This is a genomic window from Virgibacillus xinjiangensis, from assembly GCF_042643145.1.
GTDB lineage: Bacteria > Bacillota > Bacilli > Bacillales > Amphibacillaceae > Virgibacillus_O > Virgibacillus_O xinjiangensis.
The window spans coordinates 52923-73045 of record NZ_JBHRSA010000025.1 but is presented as its reverse complement, the minus strand read 5'-3'; the positions used below and the strand labels follow the sequence as shown (position 1 = coordinate 73045).

19 protein-coding genes are annotated in these 20123 nt (G+C 46.9%); 7 read left to right on the top strand and 12 right to left on the bottom strand.

Annotated elements, in window-relative coordinates; translation table 11 throughout:
* Positions 1-19: 19 nt before the first annotated feature.
* From ACFOGI_RS06230 to ACFOGI_RS06220, 3 genes are all read right to left on the bottom strand, one after another.
* The gene (locus ACFOGI_RS06230) at positions 20-2521 is read right to left on the bottom strand and encodes an NEW3 domain-containing protein (RefSeq protein ID WP_390270079.1); all 2502 of its coding nucleotides are present in this window, start codon (positions 2519-2521) and stop codon (positions 20-22) included.
* Positions 2522-2819: 298 nt separating this feature from the next.
* Entirely contained in the window at positions 2820-3968 is a 1149-nt protein-coding gene (locus tag ACFOGI_RS06225) for a M20 family metallopeptidase (RefSeq protein ID WP_390270076.1), read from the bottom strand.
* A 24-nt stretch (positions 3969-3992) separates the two neighbouring features.
* Positions 3993-4967, bottom strand: coding sequence for an ATP-grasp domain-containing protein (locus ACFOGI_RS06220; RefSeq protein ID WP_390270073.1), 975 nt, complete (start codon positions 4965-4967; stop codon positions 3993-3995).
* Positions 4968-5128: 161 nt separating this feature from the next.
* On the opposite strand from ACFOGI_RS06220, the gene tatA (ACFOGI_RS06215) reads away from it, so the two are divergent.
* Entirely contained in the window at positions 5129-5320 is a 192-nt protein-coding gene (gene tatA, locus ACFOGI_RS06215) for a twin-arginine translocase TatA/TatE family subunit (RefSeq protein ID WP_390270070.1), read from the top strand.
* Positions 5321-5469: 149 nt separating this feature from the next.
* On the top strand, positions 5470-5649 hold the full coding sequence (gene tatA / locus ACFOGI_RS06210) for a twin-arginine translocase TatA/TatE family subunit (RefSeq protein WP_390270067.1): 180 nt from the start codon (positions 5470-5472) through the stop codon (positions 5647-5649).
* A 70-nt stretch (positions 5650-5719) separates the two neighbouring features.
* Here the strand turns inward: tatA (ACFOGI_RS06210) and ACFOGI_RS06205 are convergent, their stop codons facing one another.
* A complete protein-coding gene (locus tag ACFOGI_RS06205; protein ID WP_390270064.1) occupies positions 5720-5974 on the bottom strand; it encodes a DUF2164 domain-containing protein in 255 nt (84 codons plus the stop codon).
* Positions 5975-6074: 100 nt separating this feature from the next.
* On the bottom strand, positions 6075-6974 hold the full coding sequence (gene purU, locus ACFOGI_RS06200; protein ID WP_390270061.1) for a formyltetrahydrofolate deformylase: 900 nt from the start codon (positions 6972-6974) through the stop codon (positions 6075-6077).
* A 179-nt stretch (positions 6975-7153) separates the two neighbouring features.
* Here purU and ACFOGI_RS06195 point away from each other — a divergent pair, with 179 nt between their 5' ends.
* Positions 7154-7387, top strand: a complete 234-nt coding sequence (locus ACFOGI_RS06195) for a TM2 domain-containing protein (RefSeq protein ID WP_390270112.1) — start codon at positions 7154-7156, stop codon at positions 7385-7387.
* 633 nt (positions 7388-8020) lie between these two features.
* On the opposite strand, the gene ACFOGI_RS06190 is transcribed toward ACFOGI_RS06195, so the two are convergent.
* The 6 genes from ACFOGI_RS06190 to ACFOGI_RS06165 form a co-directional block, all read right to left on the bottom strand.
* Positions 8021-9556, bottom strand: coding sequence for a Na+/H+ antiporter NhaC family protein (locus ACFOGI_RS06190; protein ID WP_390270058.1), 1536 nt, complete (start codon positions 9554-9556; stop codon positions 8021-8023).
* A gap of 253 nt (positions 9557-9809) precedes the next feature.
* The gene (locus tag ACFOGI_RS06185; RefSeq protein ID WP_390270054.1) at positions 9810-10079 is read right to left on the bottom strand and encodes a hypothetical protein; all 270 of its coding nucleotides are present in this window, start codon (positions 10077-10079) and stop codon (positions 9810-9812) included.
* 147 nt (positions 10080-10226) lie between these two features.
* The gene (locus ACFOGI_RS06180) at positions 10227-11750 is read right to left on the bottom strand and encodes a hypothetical protein (protein ID WP_390270052.1); all 1524 of its coding nucleotides are present in this window, start codon (positions 11748-11750) and stop codon (positions 10227-10229) included.
* Between the two features lie 102 nt (positions 11751-11852).
* Complete coding sequence (locus ACFOGI_RS06175) at positions 11853-13097, bottom strand: metal-dependent hydrolase family protein (protein WP_390270049.1); 1245 nt, start codon at positions 13095-13097, stop codon at positions 11853-11855.
* 12 nt (positions 13098-13109) lie between these two features.
* Positions 13110-14282, bottom strand: coding sequence for a hypothetical protein (locus ACFOGI_RS06170; RefSeq protein ID WP_390270046.1), 1173 nt, complete (start codon positions 14280-14282; stop codon positions 13110-13112).
* Positions 14283-14600: 318 nt separating this feature from the next.
* Positions 14601-15101: a cupin domain-containing protein gene (locus tag ACFOGI_RS06165; RefSeq protein WP_390270043.1), complete on the bottom strand. Its 501-nt coding sequence runs from the start codon at positions 15099-15101 to the stop codon at positions 14601-14603.
* Positions 15102-15253: 152 nt separating this feature from the next.
* Between ACFOGI_RS06165 and ACFOGI_RS06160 the strand changes: the two genes are divergently transcribed.
* Positions 15254-16108 (top strand): YitT family protein, encoded by an 855-nt coding sequence (locus ACFOGI_RS06160; protein WP_390270040.1) that lies wholly within the window; start codon positions 15254-15256, stop codon positions 16106-16108.
* Between the two features lie 193 nt (positions 16109-16301).
* Entirely contained in the window at positions 16302-17333 is a 1032-nt protein-coding gene (locus tag ACFOGI_RS06155; RefSeq protein ID WP_390270038.1) for a M14 family zinc carboxypeptidase, read from the top strand.
* A gap of 44 nt (positions 17334-17377) precedes the next feature.
* On the opposite strand, the gene ACFOGI_RS06150 is transcribed toward ACFOGI_RS06155, so the two are convergent.
* Entirely contained in the window at positions 17378-17719 is a 342-nt protein-coding gene (locus ACFOGI_RS06150; protein WP_390270035.1) for a DUF4363 family protein, read from the bottom strand.
* 84 nt (positions 17720-17803) lie between these two features.
* Here ACFOGI_RS06150 and ACFOGI_RS06145 point away from each other — a divergent pair, with 84 nt between their 5' ends.
* Together ACFOGI_RS06145 and ACFOGI_RS06140 are read left to right on the top strand one after the other, a co-directional pair.
* The gene (locus ACFOGI_RS06145; RefSeq protein ID WP_390270032.1) at positions 17804-18670 is read left to right on the top strand and encodes a DUF421 domain-containing protein; all 867 of its coding nucleotides are present in this window, start codon (positions 17804-17806) and stop codon (positions 18668-18670) included.
* A gap of 169 nt (positions 18671-18839) precedes the next feature.
* Positions 18840-20060, top strand: coding sequence for an EAL domain-containing protein (locus ACFOGI_RS06140; protein WP_390270028.1), 1221 nt, complete (start codon positions 18840-18842; stop codon positions 20058-20060).
* Positions 20061-20123: the final 63 nt, after the last annotated feature.

Below are 20123 nucleotides of genomic sequence, written 5' to 3'. Positions count from 1 at the left end.
AGGGCTTTCTCTATGCCAATTACTGTGCTCCATAGCTGATCATGTTGGTGAATATCCGGTAGCCGCCCGGCACTTGATTATCGATCTGGCGATAGAATACCAGATTTGAATACATGTAGGTGCCTTCACCATATTCCGTGAGCAAAATGCCCCCGTCAAAAGGCTCTTCTCCTGGGTCGGCCATGCTAACGAATGTCTCATAGTTCTCATCCCAGTTCATCGGGTAGTAAAGACCACGTTCCTGTACCCAATTATCCCAATCATTGTCCGTAATTTTGTTCGGGAAGTTGAATAGCGCATGGTCAGGCTGTGTCATCGTCACTTCCGCATCTTCATCCGTCACCCGCCATTCAATCGATGGCTGGCCGATTTCCAGAGGATATGGTGCCGTCCCTTCTGTTTTCCAGTTGTCCCAAGGCTTGTTGTATTGGACGACGAAATGGCCGCCATTTTCCGTGTACTCCAAGAGACGGTCATTATGTTCACGTAGGTCTTCACGGGATAAATACGCCCGGATGCCAGTCACAATCGTATCATACTGGGACAGATTCCCAGTCGCTAAATCTTCTTCCGATAATTTGGTGATGTCCATGCCTGCATTGGCCAAGTAATCAGCAACTTTGTCAAAGCCACTTTCAATATAGCCGACTTTCAATCCTTCCGGCATCAAAAGTTCGAATGCGACCGTATCGATTGTTGCCGGATACTGAAGATAGGCATCATTGATATGATCGTATTTGATTTCCTGTACCGTGGTATCATATACTTCCCCATCAGCTTCTGCCTGGGCAGTGAGAGACAGTTCTTCCGCCTGTAGATCCTGTGGCGGGGAGACTTGGAATGTTACACGCTGCTCTTCATAACGATCCGAAAATGTGACTTCCTTTTCAGCTGGATCACTTTCCCACCCATCCGGCAGATTCAGAGAGACTACTGCATTTTTTGCTTCCTCATCGTAGTTTTTCACTTGGACTGCCACAGGGATTTCCTCTTGAACATCGGCTGTGTTGATGACCAGGTTCTCCGGGTCTGTCGTGACACTCAGTTCCGGTAATACGGATACTGTATTGTCCAACTCAGAAATGTTCTCCGTAATAACTCCTTTCTCTTTAAAGGCCACTTTCGCCTGTACAACCGCTTCTTCATATGGATGGTAATATGCTGCATCTTCCGGTACAGTCACGGAAAAGGAGACAGCAGCCGTTTCACCCGGCTTTAGATGTTTCAGCGATTGCACGCCTTCATGCTGCCAACTCTCTGGTGTTACCAGCGATGCTTCCACATGTTTGATTTTTGTAGTTCCCTCATTGGTGACCGTCATAGTGACTTCCGTCTCTTCTCCTTGCGTAAGCACATGGCTGTCAATGGATGTCTCTACGGTCAGGCTGGAAGATATGAAGCTGACTTCCTGCAACTGTTCTTCTTTCAGCTCCAGTTTATGCAGCAAATCATTTTCCAAAGCTTCCCCTAGCTTTGCCTTCTCTGCTTTATCAGCCAACTTCTTTACCGTCTTCTGAGCTTGTTGGGATAGCGGAAGAATGGCTTCCCTGTCCGGATAGGATGCAATGATATGATCCAATTCTGCCTGCAGCTTCTCCAGCTGTTTGCTCAACCCTTTTTCCTGTACGAGATCAGCCCAATCGTTGAAATCATATGGGATACCGGAAAACAGCTGTTCTTCTTCTCCATCTACAACTGATTTCACCAGCTCCAACTGATATTCTTTCGGTTCTGCCGGAATGTCATTCCCCATCCCCTGGCTCTTGTGCATGTACCTGGATTCCTCCCCGAGCTGCGGGTAGGTCATGCCATATACTGGATCCGGTTTTCCGTCACTGACTTCCACCGTGGTAGTGGCAGTGTCACCATCGGCTGGAAGGTAGAATTTCTTAGTTTGCCATACGGACAGCCCTTCTTCCAACTGTTCCGGAAAGACTGTAGGATCGGCAGCATCCTCGAATGCTTTTTCACTCAGTACGGAGATCGCCCGGTGATGGCCATGCTGGCTGTCCACGTTACGGAAAGACGGCATCACAATGTCTGGTTGATAGGTTCGAATGAAACGGATCAACCGCTCATATGTGACCTCCTCTCCCCATTTATCCAATGTCTCTTCCGGCGATTTGGAGAAACCGAAATCATAGATGGCATCAGAGGTGGTTTCACTTAAATGATAGGCCTTCACTCCCGTTATTTCTGACGCTTCTATCATTTCATTGGACCGGATGACTCCCAGTCCGTTCCCCAGCTCACTGCCGATCTCATTCTGACCTCCTTCCCCTCGGTTGGCAATCAGACTTGCCGTTTTCACACCAAGCCCCCTCGACAAATAAGCAAGCAGGTCGCTTCTCTCATCGTCCGGATGTGCTCCTGTGTTCAGGAAGGTTACGGTCGTCTCGAGTGGTTTCACTGCATTCCATAGTTCCACATCGTGTTTTTCATTGTCCGACGCAGTGATGGAAACAGGAATTAGTGAAACAACCAACAAGGCAGAAAGCAATACATATAACGCCTTTTTCATCAACTGGAACCCCTTTCATTATTTAGTTGGACAAAGTAATGAACCTGTACACCGTCCTCCTTTCTTTTTATCTAGTTAGTTAGTAATAATTATTAACTAACTATTCAAAATATTACTTTGTAACTGAATATTAGCACGGGTATTTAGAAGGGTAAACTGTAGGAAAGTCTTATTTTCACCGCCAATGTAGCCATTTAGTATGAGGTAATATATCCCACACTCCGGTGATGAGGATGATAAGTGGTAAGATTCCTTCCATATAAAACCCCGGGGTGTGCCTGTCACCCCGGGGTTTTATCTATGATTTCTTCCCACCACATTCAGCAAGCAACATGGCGAATAAGGCACTCCGCACCGGCATCTGGCTCAGCACGACCTGTTCATGGTTGGCATGAGCGCCATCGCCGACAGGTCCGAGGCCATCCAAGGTCGGTGCATGTGGGGCAGTATAGTTGCCATCACTTGCCCCACCGCTGGCCATTTCCGTCAACTCGAAACCAAGATATTCGTCAGCCAGCTGCTTTGCCGTTGCAAACAGGTCTGCCACCTGATCTGTACGTTCCAGCGGCGGGCGGTTGATGCCGCCTTCCACCTGAATTTTCACCCCATCCAGTTTCGGTTTCAGTTGGCGAATGAGTGGCAGGGCCCTGTTCATTTCTTCCTCCGATTCCACACGTAAATCCACTTCGGCACGCGCCTTTTCTGCAATTACATTACTTGCACTGCCACCTTCGATTTTCCCCACATTAAATGTGGTTCCTGTCTTGAGATTGCTCTGGGAGTGGAGGTAAAGGGTCTGATGAGCCAATTCTTCAATAGCACTTACCCCTTTCGCTGGATCCATCCCAGCATGGGACGGCTTGCCGGTCACTTCGATATGGAAGACACCCAGGCCTTTCCTGGTCGTTTTCAAGCTGCCTTTTTCCGACATTCCTGGCTCAAGCACAAACACTAACTCACTTTTTTTCGCTTCCTCTTCAATCATTTTTTTTGACGAAGGATTACCAATCTCTTCATCGGCATCGAACAGGAAGACCACCTTTTTTTGCAGCTTGATGCCTAAATCTTTCAGGGCTTTAACGGCAAACAGTCCTTGAATCAGACCACCTTTCATATCAAATACTCCAGGACCATAGGCGATTCCGTCTTGGATGGTAAACGGCATCTTTTTGATGGTATCACGCGGCCAAACAGTATCCATATGGGCAAGGACAAGAATCTGTTCCTCTCCCTCGCCCCATTCTGCTCTCACATGGTTGCCGTAGAGCGCATTCTCAATGACGGTGCTCTGCCCACCCGTTAACTGCTCAAAGGTTCTCGCCACCCAATCGGCAACCTGGTCGACCAGTTCTTTATCGAGGGATGGAGATTCCTTCTCGATGATTTCTTTCAAGTAATCCACCATCATATCCTCGTCCTGTTTTATTGCATGATAAATGTCCCTCAAACATTTGCCTCCTTTGCCAATAGACTATTCGATTCTGCGAAGCATTACGTCGGTATATTTCATCATGGCTATGCCATCTTCATAGCTGCTTCCCTGGTAGGATGGATTCGTTTCTTCTTTCAGATTGCGCACAATATATGTCATGAAATCACATCCTGCTTCATAGGCATGGACATATCCTGCACCGAAACGCGGGTTGACTTCGGAAAGATAGAACTTCCCATTGTATTCAAAGCAATCAATATCGATTGGCCCGGCAAAATCTGCTTGTGAGATGAAGTCACGAACAAGTCCTTCCAATTCATCATTTCTTACGGAAATTGATTTGCTGGTGGCTCCGCCGCTCATCTCGAACTTTTCTTTTACGAACAAGTCCACCAATTCTCCGCTGTTCATATCGATATATACATCTACACCATATTCGCGGTCTTTTAGATGCGGCTGGATGATATACTCTCCGTCATTTGCCACAGCCTCTTCCAACTCCGATTCCGTTTCAACGACCTGGACACCTTGACTTGCTTTTCCATCTTCCGGTTTTACCACCAGCGGAAAGTCCAACTCCCCTCTCTCCAGACCGGCTTGTGCTTCGGAGAGCAGGTTATATGTCGGCACACCAGGTAAGCTGCGTTCTTTCACATATTCATAGGTTTTCAGCTTGTCACAGCATATTTCTACCATATCACGGTTGGAGAGTACCAGAGCCACCCCCAGTTCGTCAAACGTATCCTTATGCTCGGCAAGCATCGGCACTTCCTCATCAAGCACTGGCACAATGCCAGCAATCTCATGCTTGCGGCATAGATCTGCGATTGCTTCGATATATCCTTCTTCATCCACACGTGGGATCACTTCCCCCTCATCCGCTGCATAGAGGGATGGAGAATATTTATCCCAGTCGGCAGCAATCACTTTTCCGCCACCTTCATTTACGAGTGCTTTTTTCAAGTATTGAACAAATTTCACTCTGCTTCCTGTACTGCATATTAGAATATTCATGGTAGCCTCATCATCCTTATCTTCAGATTTTTAACTAATCAACCGGAACCTTTATCTCTTTCTTGTTATATATAACTCTTTTGGTTAAAAACAAAACATTCGGGGTAAAAGAAAACAAAGGAATAGTTGATTTCAAAGAATATACAGGAAGGAGGATGAACATGGGACTTTCCAACATAGGGGTACCTGGCCTGATTCTTATTTTAGTTATCGCCTTGATCATCTTCGGACCAAAAAAGCTGCCGGAAATCGGCAGAGCGGTTGGTGAAACGCTCTACTCCTTTAAAAAGGCAGCAGTTGACCTAGTGGAAGATGATACGGACAAACAAGAACCAAAAAAGGAACAATCCTGATCCTTGATAAATAGGATCATCCGTCATGGACCTATGGTATTCCTATAGGCAACGATATCTAAGTTGAAAGGTATGGACGGAGATCATCCGGTTATACTATAATCACAGCAAATTATGTCTTTGCATCACGATATAAAGGAGCCAGTGCCATGGGACTATCCAATATAGGAATACCTGGTTTCATTCTCATCCTGCTCATCTCTCTCATCATTTTTGGACCGAAGAAACTCCCGGAGATTGGCAGAGCATTCGGCGAAACCCTCTCCTCGTTCAAGCAAGCAGCCACAGAGATGATCGACGATGAGTCGGCGAAAGATCCGAAAAAATAAACAGAACCACAGGCCCTATGTGGTCTGTGGACCCTATTGAATGTCATATTTACAAGTTATATAGTTTTTTTCAATCCCTGTTATGATGAACGGGCTTTTCCAATGATTGGACATCCTCATCCAAATTCATCAACTTCTGTTCAAGCATGTCTCTAGCATCATGGATTCCCTCATTGTATAAATAAGGACCAATTTCTTTCACCATAAAGTCTAGAAAATTACCTGCTGCAAGTTCACCGATTTCCTCTGCATGCTCTTCAAAAAAGTAGTCTTTTATGTCACGGATGATTCTCTCTTTTTGTTCCTGTGAAAGCCTAAGATACATCGGTTTCTTCCTCCTTTTTCCCTTATTAAAACAGGGATACGAAATCAATGCTGACTCGTATCCCTGTAATAGAAAGTATATTAGATAGTCTATCATTCACTTAGAATACAATGGTTTTATTACCGTGTACGATGATCCGGTCATCCAAGTGCCATTTCACTGCACGAGCCAGAACGCTCCGCTCGATCTTTTGGCCGATTTTCTTCATGTCCTCGACATCGTCATGATGGTCGACCCTTCCAATATCCTGTTCAATGATCGGGCCTTCATCGAGATCATTGGTTACATAATGGGAGGTGGCACCAATCATTTTCACCCCACGCTGATAGGCACGTTCATAAGGTTTCGCTCCTACGAAGGCAGGCAGGAAGGAGTGATGGATATTGATGATGCGGTTTTCAAAGCTCTGCACGAAATCCGGGGTCAAGATCTGCATATAACGTGCCAATACGATGACATCAATTTCGTGTGCAGCCAACAGCTCCTTCTGCTTCTCTTCCACTTGCTTCCGGATGTCTTTGTTCGCAGGTATGTAATAGAAAGGTATACCAAGCGACTCTACCATTTCCCGTGCATCTTCATGGTTGCTGATTACCAGACTGATGTTTGCCATCAAATCACCAGACTGCCATTCCCACAGAAGTTCCAGTAGGGCGTGAGGTTCCTTGGAGACAAAAATGGCCATATTTTTGATGTCGCTCACATACATAATCTTCCAGTCCATTTGGAACTCTTCCGCGATCGGCTGGAAATCTGCTTCCAATTTATCTGCTATCTCTTTCAGATTCGGACATTCGAATTCGATGCGGATAAAAAATTCTCCACCCATTGGATCCATCGTATACTGATCGGATTCTACAATATTCGCGCCATGTCCCTGTAGAAATTGTGACACCGCTGCAACAATGCCTGGGCGATCCGGACAGTTAATTAAGAACCTCGCTCGGTCAGCGTTTTTCTGTTGGTAATTCTGTAATGTTTCTGTTGCATAACTAGTCATAGCTCTTCCCTCTTCATTTTTTCATTTATTTTCTACTTTATGTGATTTGTCTGGCTTGGTCAAGGATTGGGATGCTTTCATTCCCTGAAAATCTCCACGAACAGGGACAAATAGATATGATCCGTAGATTCACCATTCCTTTTTCCGGTTATATATATAGAAGCAGGAGGTGACAGTTTATCTATCAGAAAAGTTTAGCTATTACCTATATCTTATGGTTTTTCCTGGGTCAAATTGGTATTCACCGTTTCTATACGGGAAGGGTTGGCACTGGTATTTTGCAATTGTTGCTGGGGATCAGTGGCTGGGCGACAACTGCCATATTGATTGGATGGATTCCATTGGGATTCCTGTGGATTTGGCTCTTTATCGATATCTTTTTGATCCCTGGCATGTGCCGGCACCCTAAATAGGAGAAACGGTAGCTCTCGATGGATTTCGCAGAGCTACCGTTTCTTTTGTCATTATCTGATTTATTTCCCGGGAAATGAGTGGAATTTGTCTAGTTTACGCTTACCCTTTATCCAACCGTGTCGGCAGACCTCACTTGCTTCTCTTCCACTCATAGAAACGATGAGGGCTGTCACCGCTGCGACAAAATACTTCGCTTTCTGTGGGCCCAGTCTCCTCAGAAGAAAAGCACTTCTTCCGGGGCCTTCGGACTCGTGCTGTTCCCACAGGAGTCTACGTATTTTGTCTCCGCTAGAGATAGTTTTCTGGTTTCCGGATGAAAGTGGCTCATAGAAGCAACGCAATGCGTAGTGAAGCTTTCTCACTAAAGATAAACTTTGTGAGAATCCCTACTTATTCCATATGATGCATAAAGATCCCCTACTAGCGAAGGAAATACACGGAGACTCCTACGGGAACAGTGGCCAAAGTGAGACCCCACAGAACATTAGTTCGAGGAAGCTCACGGGTCACCCGCGGAAAGCGTAGTGGAATTTTCCGCAGCGGTGAGTTAAGCACACTCATTGCTTACCACACAGCATGGCAATATTGTATTTTGCTTCTGCTGTTTCGAACTGAAATTTCTCGCTATAATTCTACCCTACTTTCCCATACCGCCGTTCATGCCGGTTGCCAAGATACCTGAGCACGAAATATTGGATAATGATTCCGGCAATCAGCAACACGATGCTGCTACCTATTACCGTATATAACAAGTACAGAACACCGGCAATCCCAGCAGGAACCATGGCATAAGGGATCTGGGTATTCACATGGGCAATGTGATCGGATTCCGAGAAGATGGATGCCATGACCGTCGTATCGGAAATCGGGGAAACGTGATCACCAAAAATCGCACCAGCAAATATAGCACCGATCACAATCGGGATCACTTCTTCTCCGCCCATTGTATAACCGAGCGGAACAGCGATTGGTGTCAAAATGGACATGGTTCCCCAAGATGTACCGGTGGCAAACGAAATGAACATGGCGATAACAAACACCAAGAATGGTAGAAGCGCTGCGGTCATCCAGCCCTGCGTGGCTTCCACGACGAATTCCGCAGTGCCAAGCTCCGAAGTAACCGTTCCAATCGACCAGGCCAGGACAATGATGATCAGTGCTGGCAGCATGGTGCGTATACCGCCAAGAAGGGTATCTTCACAGGCCCTCAAGCTCATTCCCTGAACGACTGCCATAATAATGCCCACCGTGGTCATCGCAAACGCACCCCATGTGAGGGCAACAGAAACATCCGTATCTGCAAGAGCATTCATCATGGATTTTCCTTCTGCTCCTCCACCGGAGAACCACAGTCCCCAGATACTTACAGAGATGAGCGCAACTAAAGGCAGGATGAAGTTCCAGACACTGCCTTCTCTCTTGTGCGGTTCTCCTAAATCTTGATCAACCGAGGACAATGGCGTAGACCCGTCCGGAATAAGCTTTCCCGTGGTATGAGCCCGATGCTCCGCTTTTGCCATCGGTCCGAAATCCTTGCCAGCGATGATCATCGGTACCGCAAGGAGACATAGGATGGCATAGAAATTCCATGGGATCGACTGCAAAAATGCAAAGTAAGGCTCGACCCCGACCAGGCTCATGCTTGCAAACGCAGCTGCGACCAAGGAAACTTGAAAACCGATCCAGTCGGAAACAGGGCCAATCGTAGCAATTGGTGATGCAGTGGAGTCGATTACATAGGCAAGCTTCTCTCTGGACACTCTGTACTTGGCGGCAATGTCCTTGGTGGCATTCCCGATGATGACCGAATTGACATAATCATTGAAGAAAATCAACAGACCCAAAAAGTATGGAAGGAAAAGGACCCGTTTTTTCGTCGTCAACCGTTTCTGCAGTACCTTGATCAATCCTTCCGAACCGCCCGTCTTGAACATGAAAGCGGCCCCGGTACCAAGCAAGGCTGTCATGACCAGAAAGCGGGCATTCCATGGATCTACCATGACATCCTTCATCCAGGTGAACGTCAACCCGACAGCAGCGAAAGGATTCCCTCCAGCTGCGATCAAGCCTCCCACCCAAATACTGATAAACAATGAAAACAATACACGTTTCGTTAAAATGGCCAGTACCACAGCAACAATCGGCGGTATTACAGATAAAAAGTCCACTTACTAAAACCCCCTTTTTTCTGATTGGTGCATGTCCATACCAAAAAATGTAAAGGAATAGATTGTTATCATCCTATGTTCTATAGCAGGGAAATAGTACCTGTGGCTCACCTCAAGCAAAATATGTAATAATGCGTGAGGACCCGGTGAGGGGGAAATCATTCCTGTAGTTGAAAATATGGAAAGCTATGCATGCAAACAAAAAAAGCCTCCCCTTTTTCAAGGAGAGACACTTCCACCCTTATGATTGTTTTCATTCCTCATGATCAAGCATTTTATACAACCCGAGTATAATAGTAGCTAATCCCAGTCCGAACAAAATGCTGCCCATGACTAGAAAGTTGGTGGTATAGCTCTGCTCTCTCCGGTCAAATGCGGATGTCTCCACCGAGCCGCCCTGTGCAATCAGCCAACTTTCTGCAAATGCAGTTCCCAAGTCGATACTGAACACAATCAGTAGAATTCCTGTGATACCCAAACATGCTCCCACCGTATACAATCTGTTGGTTTTTTCCCGTTTCACCTGACCCACCTCCGCTACCATGCTGCTCATCTGAATATACACAATATTTTAACATGATGGATTGCTCATCGATAACCCCTACCCCCAAGAAAGTTCAATCCTCCTAGTTAAAGGAAAACCCCGCCTGTACAGACGGGGCTCTTACGTTTAGATAAGAAATAGTGCTACACCAATTCCGATAGCACCGTACACGAAGGTGAAGGCCAGATTAGCTAGCGTGATCTTGTATGGATTCTGTTGTGTGTTGATGGATGTCATTGTCACCGTTATCCCATAGGTGCCTGCAGCGGCCGTTGCCATAGCAGCAACGATGAGTACGAGTCCGATAGCGACGGGGTTAAACACATTGAACAGCGGATTCAGTACTTCAAGCAAGATGGCGATCGTACCTACCGGATGAATCCCGATCATCGCCAATATGAAATACGTGATCAAAATCAGGAACAGCACAACTGCAGGGTATTCTTCCATCGCCAGGAACGGCCCTTGTATAACACCGACAATATCCGTCTGATTTAATGCCCCGGAGAACAGAGAGAGTGATATAAACAGAATAATAAAGTTCTGCATGTGGTTGGTCTGCTGCTTCCAGGCCGGCCAACCGGTTTGCCGGTATTTTTTCCATTTCTTGATCAACAAGGCCCAAACCGCCGAGAAAACCGGTATGACCAGGGTGACGGTCAGAATGAAATTCAAGCCGAAATAGTGATTCACCAGCAAAATCACCGCCAGGAACAACACCAAGGCAAACATCAGCTTCATTATTTCCTTGATAACTTTCCCTATTTGAAGTTCAGATCCTCCCGAATCACTTTCTATGTAAGGTGTCGTGCGGAAGTTTTTCCAGCCGAATAACATATCCACCCCAAGCGCGAGAAAGGAGATCAGCAATAGCCACGGCAGATACGTGAGATAGCTGACACCCGTTCCCTCAATCGCAAGGGCGACGATAATTTCCATAGGACTCCAAATGAGTGCCAGGGCAAACGCTCGGATCGTGGTTTTATTGATAATCGCATTGCGTACTACCCTATCCATTTTCTTCAAATTCTCCATCAGCAGCTGCTGAGTCAGATTGATGGCCGACAGGTTGAGAAAAGTCATCAGTATGTAGGTAGTCAGCTGACTGCGCATATAAAGACTCCCGAGGTTACTGACATTCCCCTCCATCAGACCTTTAATCTGCTGATCATAGCCCCCGGCTTTGACAACACTGTTGATCCACGGCAATACGGAGAGAAAAGCCAGCATCTGCAGGTTGGAGGTCAGATACAGTGGCAGCTCGGCAGGCGGCAGTCCGGCCATCGTGTACATGACCAGACCGGTAATGATGAATGTCCCACCGAGAATCCGGAAAAGTTTGCTTGCCCAAATAAAAGAAATTCCAAGCATCGGGATGGCCAGAATTCCTACCATATACTGCAGCCAGTGGATGTCCAGAAACACATTGATCATATGTAAGCCTAAAACAGTAAAATAAAAGATATATAGTTTTTCCCTGATCCGCTCCTTCATCGAATGAACCCCTCTTTCTACTATTATATTAATGATAGAGAGGTTTCCAAAATGTGTCAAACTGCCGCAGGATATGGAATGCTGCCTCTCCCCTTTGACATACTCCCCTCTACGTTCTACAGCCGGCCGGTAATCCAAGAAGATTTTTACCTTCATGATTATCCTGCTTGGCAAGCAACAGCAATGAAAAAAGCTTAGAATGAATTCTAAGCTTTTTCCGATTCTATGATGGAAATGGATCACGTTGAAGCTGGGCAATTATGCCAGTGTGTTCTTTTCAATCTTTCCATTTTTGACAACTACCTGGATGCTATCGTTGTCGGAAAGGGAATGAATATCATCCAATGGGTTGCCCTTCGCAATGATAATGTCAGCCAGTTTTCCTTCTTCAAGTGTCCCGACCTGATCTTCCCAACCAAGGCACTCTGCTGCTGTCTTGGTGGAAGCCGTAATAGTTTCCAATGGGGTCATACCGCCTTCTGCCATCAGGCCGAGCTCCCGCAGGTTGGTGCCATGCTTCATGACACCTGCATCGGTTCCCATGGCAATTTTGACACCTGCTTTATAAGCCTTTGCAAAGCTTTCCTTATGCTGTTCGATGACTTCCCTGGACTGCTGGACCGAGGCTTCCGGCATTCCGGTTTCTTCTGCCGTTTCCAGAACCGCTACAGGTGCAAGCAGTGTCGGTACAAGATAGGTGCCATTCTCAAGCATGAGTTCAATTGCCTCGTCATCAATGAAGATTCCATGTTCGATGGAATGGATGCCCGCACGGACGGCATTCTTGATGCCTTCTGCTCCCTGTGCATGGGCCATGACCTTCACGCCTTTGCGGAAGCGCCCTTCCTCGACAATTGTCCGCAGTTCTTCCTCGGAGAATTGGGTGAACTCTGGATGGTCGGTCGCGCTGAGGACTCCACCGGTTGCGTGGACTTTGATGACCTCGGCACCGGCACGCAGCATTTCCCTTGTCTTTTTGCGGACTTCCGCCACACCGTCACAACGTCCATTAGGCATGCCTGGATAATCGTTTGGAAGCAGATCAATGGAATTTCCGGAGACGGTATAGCCGTCACCATGGCCGCCGGTGATGGTCAAGGCATTAATGCTCAATTGCAGTCTAGGACCGGAAATCAACCCCTCATCTACCGCTTTTTTTACACCCAGATCTGTTCCCAGTGCATCACGTACTGAAGTGATTCCCGCCTTCAACGTTGTTTCCAGATATTTAGCTGCTTGGTAATACATGAAGGAAAATGGAGTTTCCAGGCGCTTGGCAATCGGGGAAAATTCCATCATCATATGCACATGGGAATCAATAAGTCCAGGCATGATGGTTCCTCCCTGTGCATCGATGACTGCTTCGTCGCCGTTCGCGGCATACCCGCTTTCCGCTCCGACATAGAAAATTTTTTCACCATCTGTCACGACAACCTGGCCTTGCTTTGGTTCACCGCCGTTTCCATCTATCAACTGTCCGTTTTTGATTATTTTTTTACTCATGCTATCTACCTCCTATAATGTTTGTACCAGAATTCCGGCTACCACTACCGAGGCGATGGTCACCGTGGTAAACCCGCCGATCAACATCGGAGTCATCAGCTCATCAAAGATGATTTTCTCTTCTTTCTTATCTCTGGCGACACTTCTGCTCACTTCCTCGCAAAGGATGTAATCTCCCGGGAAGCCGAACAGGGCTGTCAGTGCAACCGGCATTCCTTTGTATGGATGCCATTTGACCAGCTTGGACATGACGAACCCGCCAAGCGCAATGCCGAATGTACCGAGCAGCAGAATCACCAGAATGCTCGGCAGATTATTCCATACATCCATCGGCGTAACATCTGCCATGGTTCCGATTACGACGAAAATGATACCAACCATTGTGAGGGTGAAAGAATTCGCCTTTTCCAGTGTCCTTGCTTCGAATACGCCCAGTTGCAAGCCGGCAATACCAATTGCCAGACACCAAAGCGTGTAATGAATCGGTGTCACTTCACCAAGCATGATACCGACCGAAGCACCAACGAACACGAAGAAGAGTTTCATCGTCGCACTGGAACGGATCGGGCCAGCCGGTTCGGGCTCGCTGGTTGCAGCCACTTCTTCCGTAGCGTTGTCGGTGATTGAAACAAAGCTGCCGTTGTCCATATCTTTCTGAAGTTTATGAGCATAACGCCGCATAAAGTTCAGCGCCATCGGCATTCCCAGCAATCCTTGAAAGGCGACAACCAATGCAGGAATGACTACCAGACTGGATAATCCGATTTCGGTCAAACGTTCAGATGTGACAAGCAAGGCGACAACTCCGCCACTCAGCGGTCCTACACCGGCTACTGCTGTTGGATAATCAAAAACCAAGGAAACTACAATCAGTACAATTCCACCACCGATTACAATCCCGCCTAGCGCAATCAGTACTGCCTTGAATTGGCTTTTCAAGAGAGACAGTGGAATCATCGTCCCCATATGCAGAATAGCCGGGCCGATCAACAGCGCTCCCACCGCCGCGAATGTCGAAACTTCCAATATATCTGTAGGGAAAATTCCCGTCCATACACAAATCAGATATCCCACCATCGCTGTCAGAAGCATCGGTACCCGTGCACGCGTGATGATGGAAATATACTCACCAAGGGCAATCAAAGCAAAGATCAATGTTGTTGCCACAAGCGGATTACTTATCATTGTTCCTACCCCCTAGTTCTAAAGACTCAGTCATTTTGAAAGAATAATATTCAATATATCACCGCATTCGACAATTGTCTACGTTTTTTTTAGATAATTGTATACAGTTTCTCTATTTCAATCATTTAATAAAAGGGTGAATCGCCAGACATTTGCAATCATGCCTGGAAGCAAGCCGTTTCTGAGCTGGTAAGCCCCTCTTCTTGTGGTAGAAATTGGCATAGGGACTTACATACCCTCGTTGGTAACCCGTCATTGCTTTCTCTCCAAAAAACCGCCAGGACATATATCCTGACGAGTTTTTTCCAACAATTTGGTCTATTTCCACTCCTCCACTAAGGGGCCTGTATTCCCATATACCGGGTCACGCAGAGGAACTGGCTGTTTGATCGAACGGATTTCCTCCAAATCTTTGTCATGCTCGGCGGGGTCTCCTGTTTTCAGGTTCGGACTGCGGCCTTCCGGATAGGCGCCGCATACTTGAAAGTCACCACTTCCTCCGAGTTTTTTATGTCCGGTGCCTGCTGGCAGAACAACCACATCTCCCTCCTTTACACGGTAGGTTTCTCCCTGCTCACCGCCAAGCTGTATGTCTGCATGGCCTGACACCACACCGACAACTTCATGGGTATTAGTGTGATAGTGATGATAATCGAATACATCGCCTATCCAGCTGCCTGTCCACCCATGTCGATGGAAGGCATCCTCCAGCTGGTCAGGATGGTCCTTGAAGGCATTCGGGCAAATTAGTACGGGAAGCACCGGGTTATTCGGGATCCTACCATCACTTTCAAACTGTACCGTCTTCACCTCTGCCATACCTGCATTCCTCCTATCCTTATTTTTTCTTATGTACATATACCCGCTGCTCCCCTGCTATATCCGTCTTCCCTCCACTTGTATGGTTCCCATTTTGCCTGAAGTGAGATAGACTGTTGTATGGAATTCACAAATAGAATGGGGGAATGACTGTGTATCATCATGTAAGAGATATCATCCTTATTATTATCGGTTCATTCATTTTTGCCTGTGGAGTCAATTACTTCGTCATCCCCAATCAGCTTTCTGAAGGCGGGATTATTGGTATCACCATTGTCACCTACTATTTGTTCGGTTGGTCGCCCGGCGTGGTCAACTTCGTCTTGAATGCTACTCTTTTATTATTCGGGTATCGTTTTTTCACCAAACGGACCACCATCTATACGATTTTGTCCATCGTCCTCTCCTCCGTATTTCTGCATATCACCGTAGGATGGGGTGAACTGCTGGAAGATAAGCTTCTTGCCGCCCTGTTCGCGGGTCTGGCGGTAGGAATCGGCCTCGGTCTCATCTTCCGTGCCGGCGGGACTTCCGGTGGTACGACGATCCTTGCACGTCTGTTCAATCGGTTCTTTGGCTGGACGGTCGGCAATGCCATGCTGTTCATCGATATTGCCGTCATTGCCATGTCGGCGTTCATTATCGGTCGGGAACGTGCCATGTACACGTTGATATCTGTCTATGTCGGCGCCAAGGTGATTGATGCCCTATTGGAAGGTGCCGAGGAACGGAGCGCGGTCATGATCATGTCCGAGAAGCATGACGATATACGAAAAAGCATCACCGACAAGCTCTCCCGTGGTGTAACCGTGCTTGAGGCCCATGGAGGATATACCGGGGCGGAAAAGGATGTGTTATATGTGGTCATAAACAAGCGGGAGATTGTCCAGCTCAAGAAGCTGATTGAAAGCATCGATGAAAATTCCTATGTGACTCTCCATAAGGTCCAGGAGATATTTGGAAAAGGGTATAAGGGCACACATCCAGGCAAAGCATTGAAATGGTGAGGGTCAACCCTCGCCTTTTTTATTGGCTTTTTACAATCATCCCCCCCCCTACTTCCTTCCTGCATCCATCCTCCTTCTAAATAAGACATGGGTGAGTATATTACCTCATTTTCCAGAATTATGAAGGGATAAGTATTTCGGCCACCGAATGATTGTAGTAAGCGCTTTAAAAAATAGGGGAGGTATATTATTGATGAAGAGAAAACTGCTTACGTACACAGTCGCTGGTACATTGGTATTCGGTGGGATCACCGCTGGTTCCATGGGTGTAAGTGCCGCTGGAGAAGGACCCAACTATAATGGCAACGAAACAATCAACACCTCGATTCTGCATGACCATGAAGAACTGGTGAGCTTCCTGGAGACTCAAGATGCCAAACAGGAACAGATGGAACTGGAAGTAATCGGCCAATCGGTCAAAGATAGGGACATCCATCTGGTCAAGTATATTTCTGACCCAGATAATCCGACCATCCTCTATCTCACCCAGCAGCATGGGAATGAATCATTGACGACGGAGGGTGCTCTGGAATTCATCAAGCACCTGGGCACCGGAAAGACGAAAGGCATTCTCGATAACGTCAATATCCTGATTGTGCCCCGTCTCAATGTGGACGGTGCAGTGGGGGATGTAAACTTCTCTTTGGAAGACTATGTAGGGGACGGTGAGTATAACCTGACCCGCTATAATGCAGAAGGAGTCGACTTGAACCGGGACCATGTGGATAAAATCCAGCCGGAAACAAAAGCACTCCATGAGAATGTCATGCAACAATACGATATCGATTATATGATCGACTTGCACCACCAGGGGGCTCAAAGAGAGCGGGATGGTGAACTGGTATCCGGATCCATCCTGTACCCTACCACACCGAATGCCGATCCGGAAGTGGTGGAGAAGTCCAAACAACTGGGAGCTGTGGTATTTGAAGAAATCGACCGTACGGGCTGGGGCCACTTGGGCAAATATGTCGGAGGTTCAGCAGAGACGATCAGCCGTAACGGTATTGCCGTTGAATATGGCATTTCTACCTTGTTGTTTGAAATGCGCGGAATGATGGATCATACGAATGACCGCTATGTCCTTGGCCAGAAAAGCAACGGTTATTTGATCAAACAAACCGTCAACACCCTGCATGCAACTGCCGAGGCCATTTCAAACGGTTCGATTGAAGATCAGGATATTTCTTTCTGGGACAGCCTGTCAGAACAGGAATATAGATAGCATATACATGGGAGGGCCTGGCGTATACTACATTAGGCCCTCCCTTACAATGAATATATATCCTCCAGCAATCGGTGAACATTGGCCAGCTCGACCCTTGTTTCCGTTGTATCTTCTTCTTTTGCTGCAGCAATCAATTTGCTGATGGCTTCATATAACCCTTCATATTCCCCTTCATCCCCGATCAGCTGGATTTTCCAGCGGTGTTTTTTATACAGCTTCTTGAGCTCTTCAGCCTGCCCTCGTAATTCCTCCCATTCACCGTCATCCAGGGAGCTTTCCATGGTCTCCACTTGATCAAAGAAAACCTCTCCGCCCAGGATTCCTGCGCATCCAGAAAGCAGGATCAGAATCCAGGCAATAGCCAGTATCCGCTTCCCTGCCATACTCTCTCCTCCGTTCATTTGCATGGTTATTCCTATATTGCCCAATAATATAAAAAGCTTCCATTATGTTGGGGGGAAATTCCTATGCCTGAAATCATACTGATTCTGATCCGCTCTATCTGGTCCTTCCTTGTATTGTTGCTGATGGCACGATTGATGGGCAAGAAACAGATTGCCCAACTGACATTCTTCGATTATGTCGTCGGCATTACCATCGGTTCTATTGCAGCCACCATGTCCGTCGACCAGAACGTAAAAATTTCCAATGGAATAGGCGCCCTTGTCATCTGGGGACTCTTCCCCATCATCCTCGCCTATTTCGGGATGAAGAATCGGACATTTTCCCAATTGACTGATGGCAAACCGACTGTTGTCATTGAACAAGGGAAAGTTCTGGATAAAAATATGAGGAAAAATAGAATGACAATCGATGAGTTGATGCTGCAGCTTCGGGAGAAGGGGATTTTTAAGATTTCCGATATAGAAATGGCTATGCTTGAAACCAATGGGGAAATAAGCATTATGAAAAAGACAGAAAAACAGCCGATTACGCCTAGCACTTTAGGAATTCCGGTCGAAAGTGAACATGGTCCGACGATCGTCATCATGGATGGCCGGGTACTGAATAAAAGTCTATTAAAGCTTGGGTACTCCACCTCTTGGCTGCTGGGAGAAATCCAGAAACAGGGAGCACAGGAACTGAAGGACGTATTTATCGCACAAATTGATTCCAAAGGGCAAATGTATGTAGACCTTTATAAAGATATGGAGAAAAAGCAGACTGTCAATGAACGGTCCTTGCTGGCGGCATCCTTGAAGAAGATACAGGCAGACTTGGAGAGCTATGCCCTCCAGACAGAGAACCACCAGGCAAAGGCCATGTACGCTAACCAAGCGGAAAAGCTACAGAGAGTACTTGATGAGGTGGAGGGGTATATGAAGGGCGGGTAAGCATGTTTCTACTGCGCGGCCATTCGTGTACCGTTCCGTAAATGCACCATGAATTTTTCTTCTCCGACATGCCTGCTCTCTCTCCCAGCAAAACACAGTCCCGCTCCGTGAACCCTGTGATATAATTGATATAATACAGGATGAATAGTTAATCGCGGAGGTGGATGATTTGGACCCATTGGATATCATGCTGCATCAGGAAAAGGCGGTGCCCCATTACGAACCTATCATCAGCGCGGACACACAGCTTGTCGTCGGCTATGAGGTGAAGCCCTATTTCCAGATGCAGGAAGGAGATATACGAAGTCTTGACTGGTTTTTCGAAGATCCTTCCATCCCGGACGAGTTTCAGCTGGAGTTGAATTCCACCATTCAGCAGAAAGCGCTCGAGACCTATATGAAGACGGACCAGTCGTTGTACTTATTTTTCAACTATGATGCAAAGCTCCTTGCCAGAGATAATGGCGAGACATTAATGGACCAGCTGGAATCCTACATAGATATGGGGTTGGACATCAATAAAATCTATCTGGAGTTGAAAGAAGAATTGATTGTGAACCGGCTAGAGGAGCTGCGGGCGATGTTCAATTATATGAAGGCTCTCGGCCTGAAGATTGCGGTAGATGATGTAGGCCAGCGAAGTGGCAATCTGGAGTGGATGGCAAAGGTGCGGCCGAATGTAGTGAAAGTGGATGCAAGTTTCTTGAAGGACGACCTGGTCCCACACCTTTACCGGGAAGTGCATCAGTCTCTTGCATCGTTGTCCCGAAAAATTGGTTCCACCCTCTTATTCAAAAATGTTTCCAGTTTCCAGCAGCTGAATTACGCTTGGCGGAACGGCGGGCAGTTCTATCAAGGAAGCTATTTGAAGCGTGCAGATGCTTCGTATGTGGTGAAAGATTGCGCCCAGGAGCGGATGCAGGAGGATTTCCATCACTTTGTCACGTTTGAGAAAAGGAAAGTGAAGGCCCAAATGGAACTGACCGATCTGATCAGCGAGATATTCCAAAAGACGCTGAGCAATGTGTCTGCCGATGCAGCCTATGATGACACGATCATCTCTGTCGGAGAGGCATGCAGCCGCTATGCCTTCCGGGTGTATATTTGTAATGATGAAGGGATCCAGTTGTCGTCCAACGCGGAGAAGATGGAGGATGGAGAATGGAAACTCTATCAAGAAAGCCGGCACAAGAACTGGAGCTGGCGTCCATACTTCTTTGAAAATATCATGCGGATGAATATCGAAAAAAGAGGCATTCTTTCCGATCTTTATACGGATATTGAGCGGGATGAACAAATCCGTACTTATTCCCACCCTCTTTCCGATCATTTATACATCTTCCTGGATGTGCCATATGAGTATCTGTATGAACAGGAAGGTCTTTTATAGGGAGGGGGACGAATCTAGTTTAGCAGGGAAAGCCGCTCTGGATATCCTATTCCATAGGCGGCT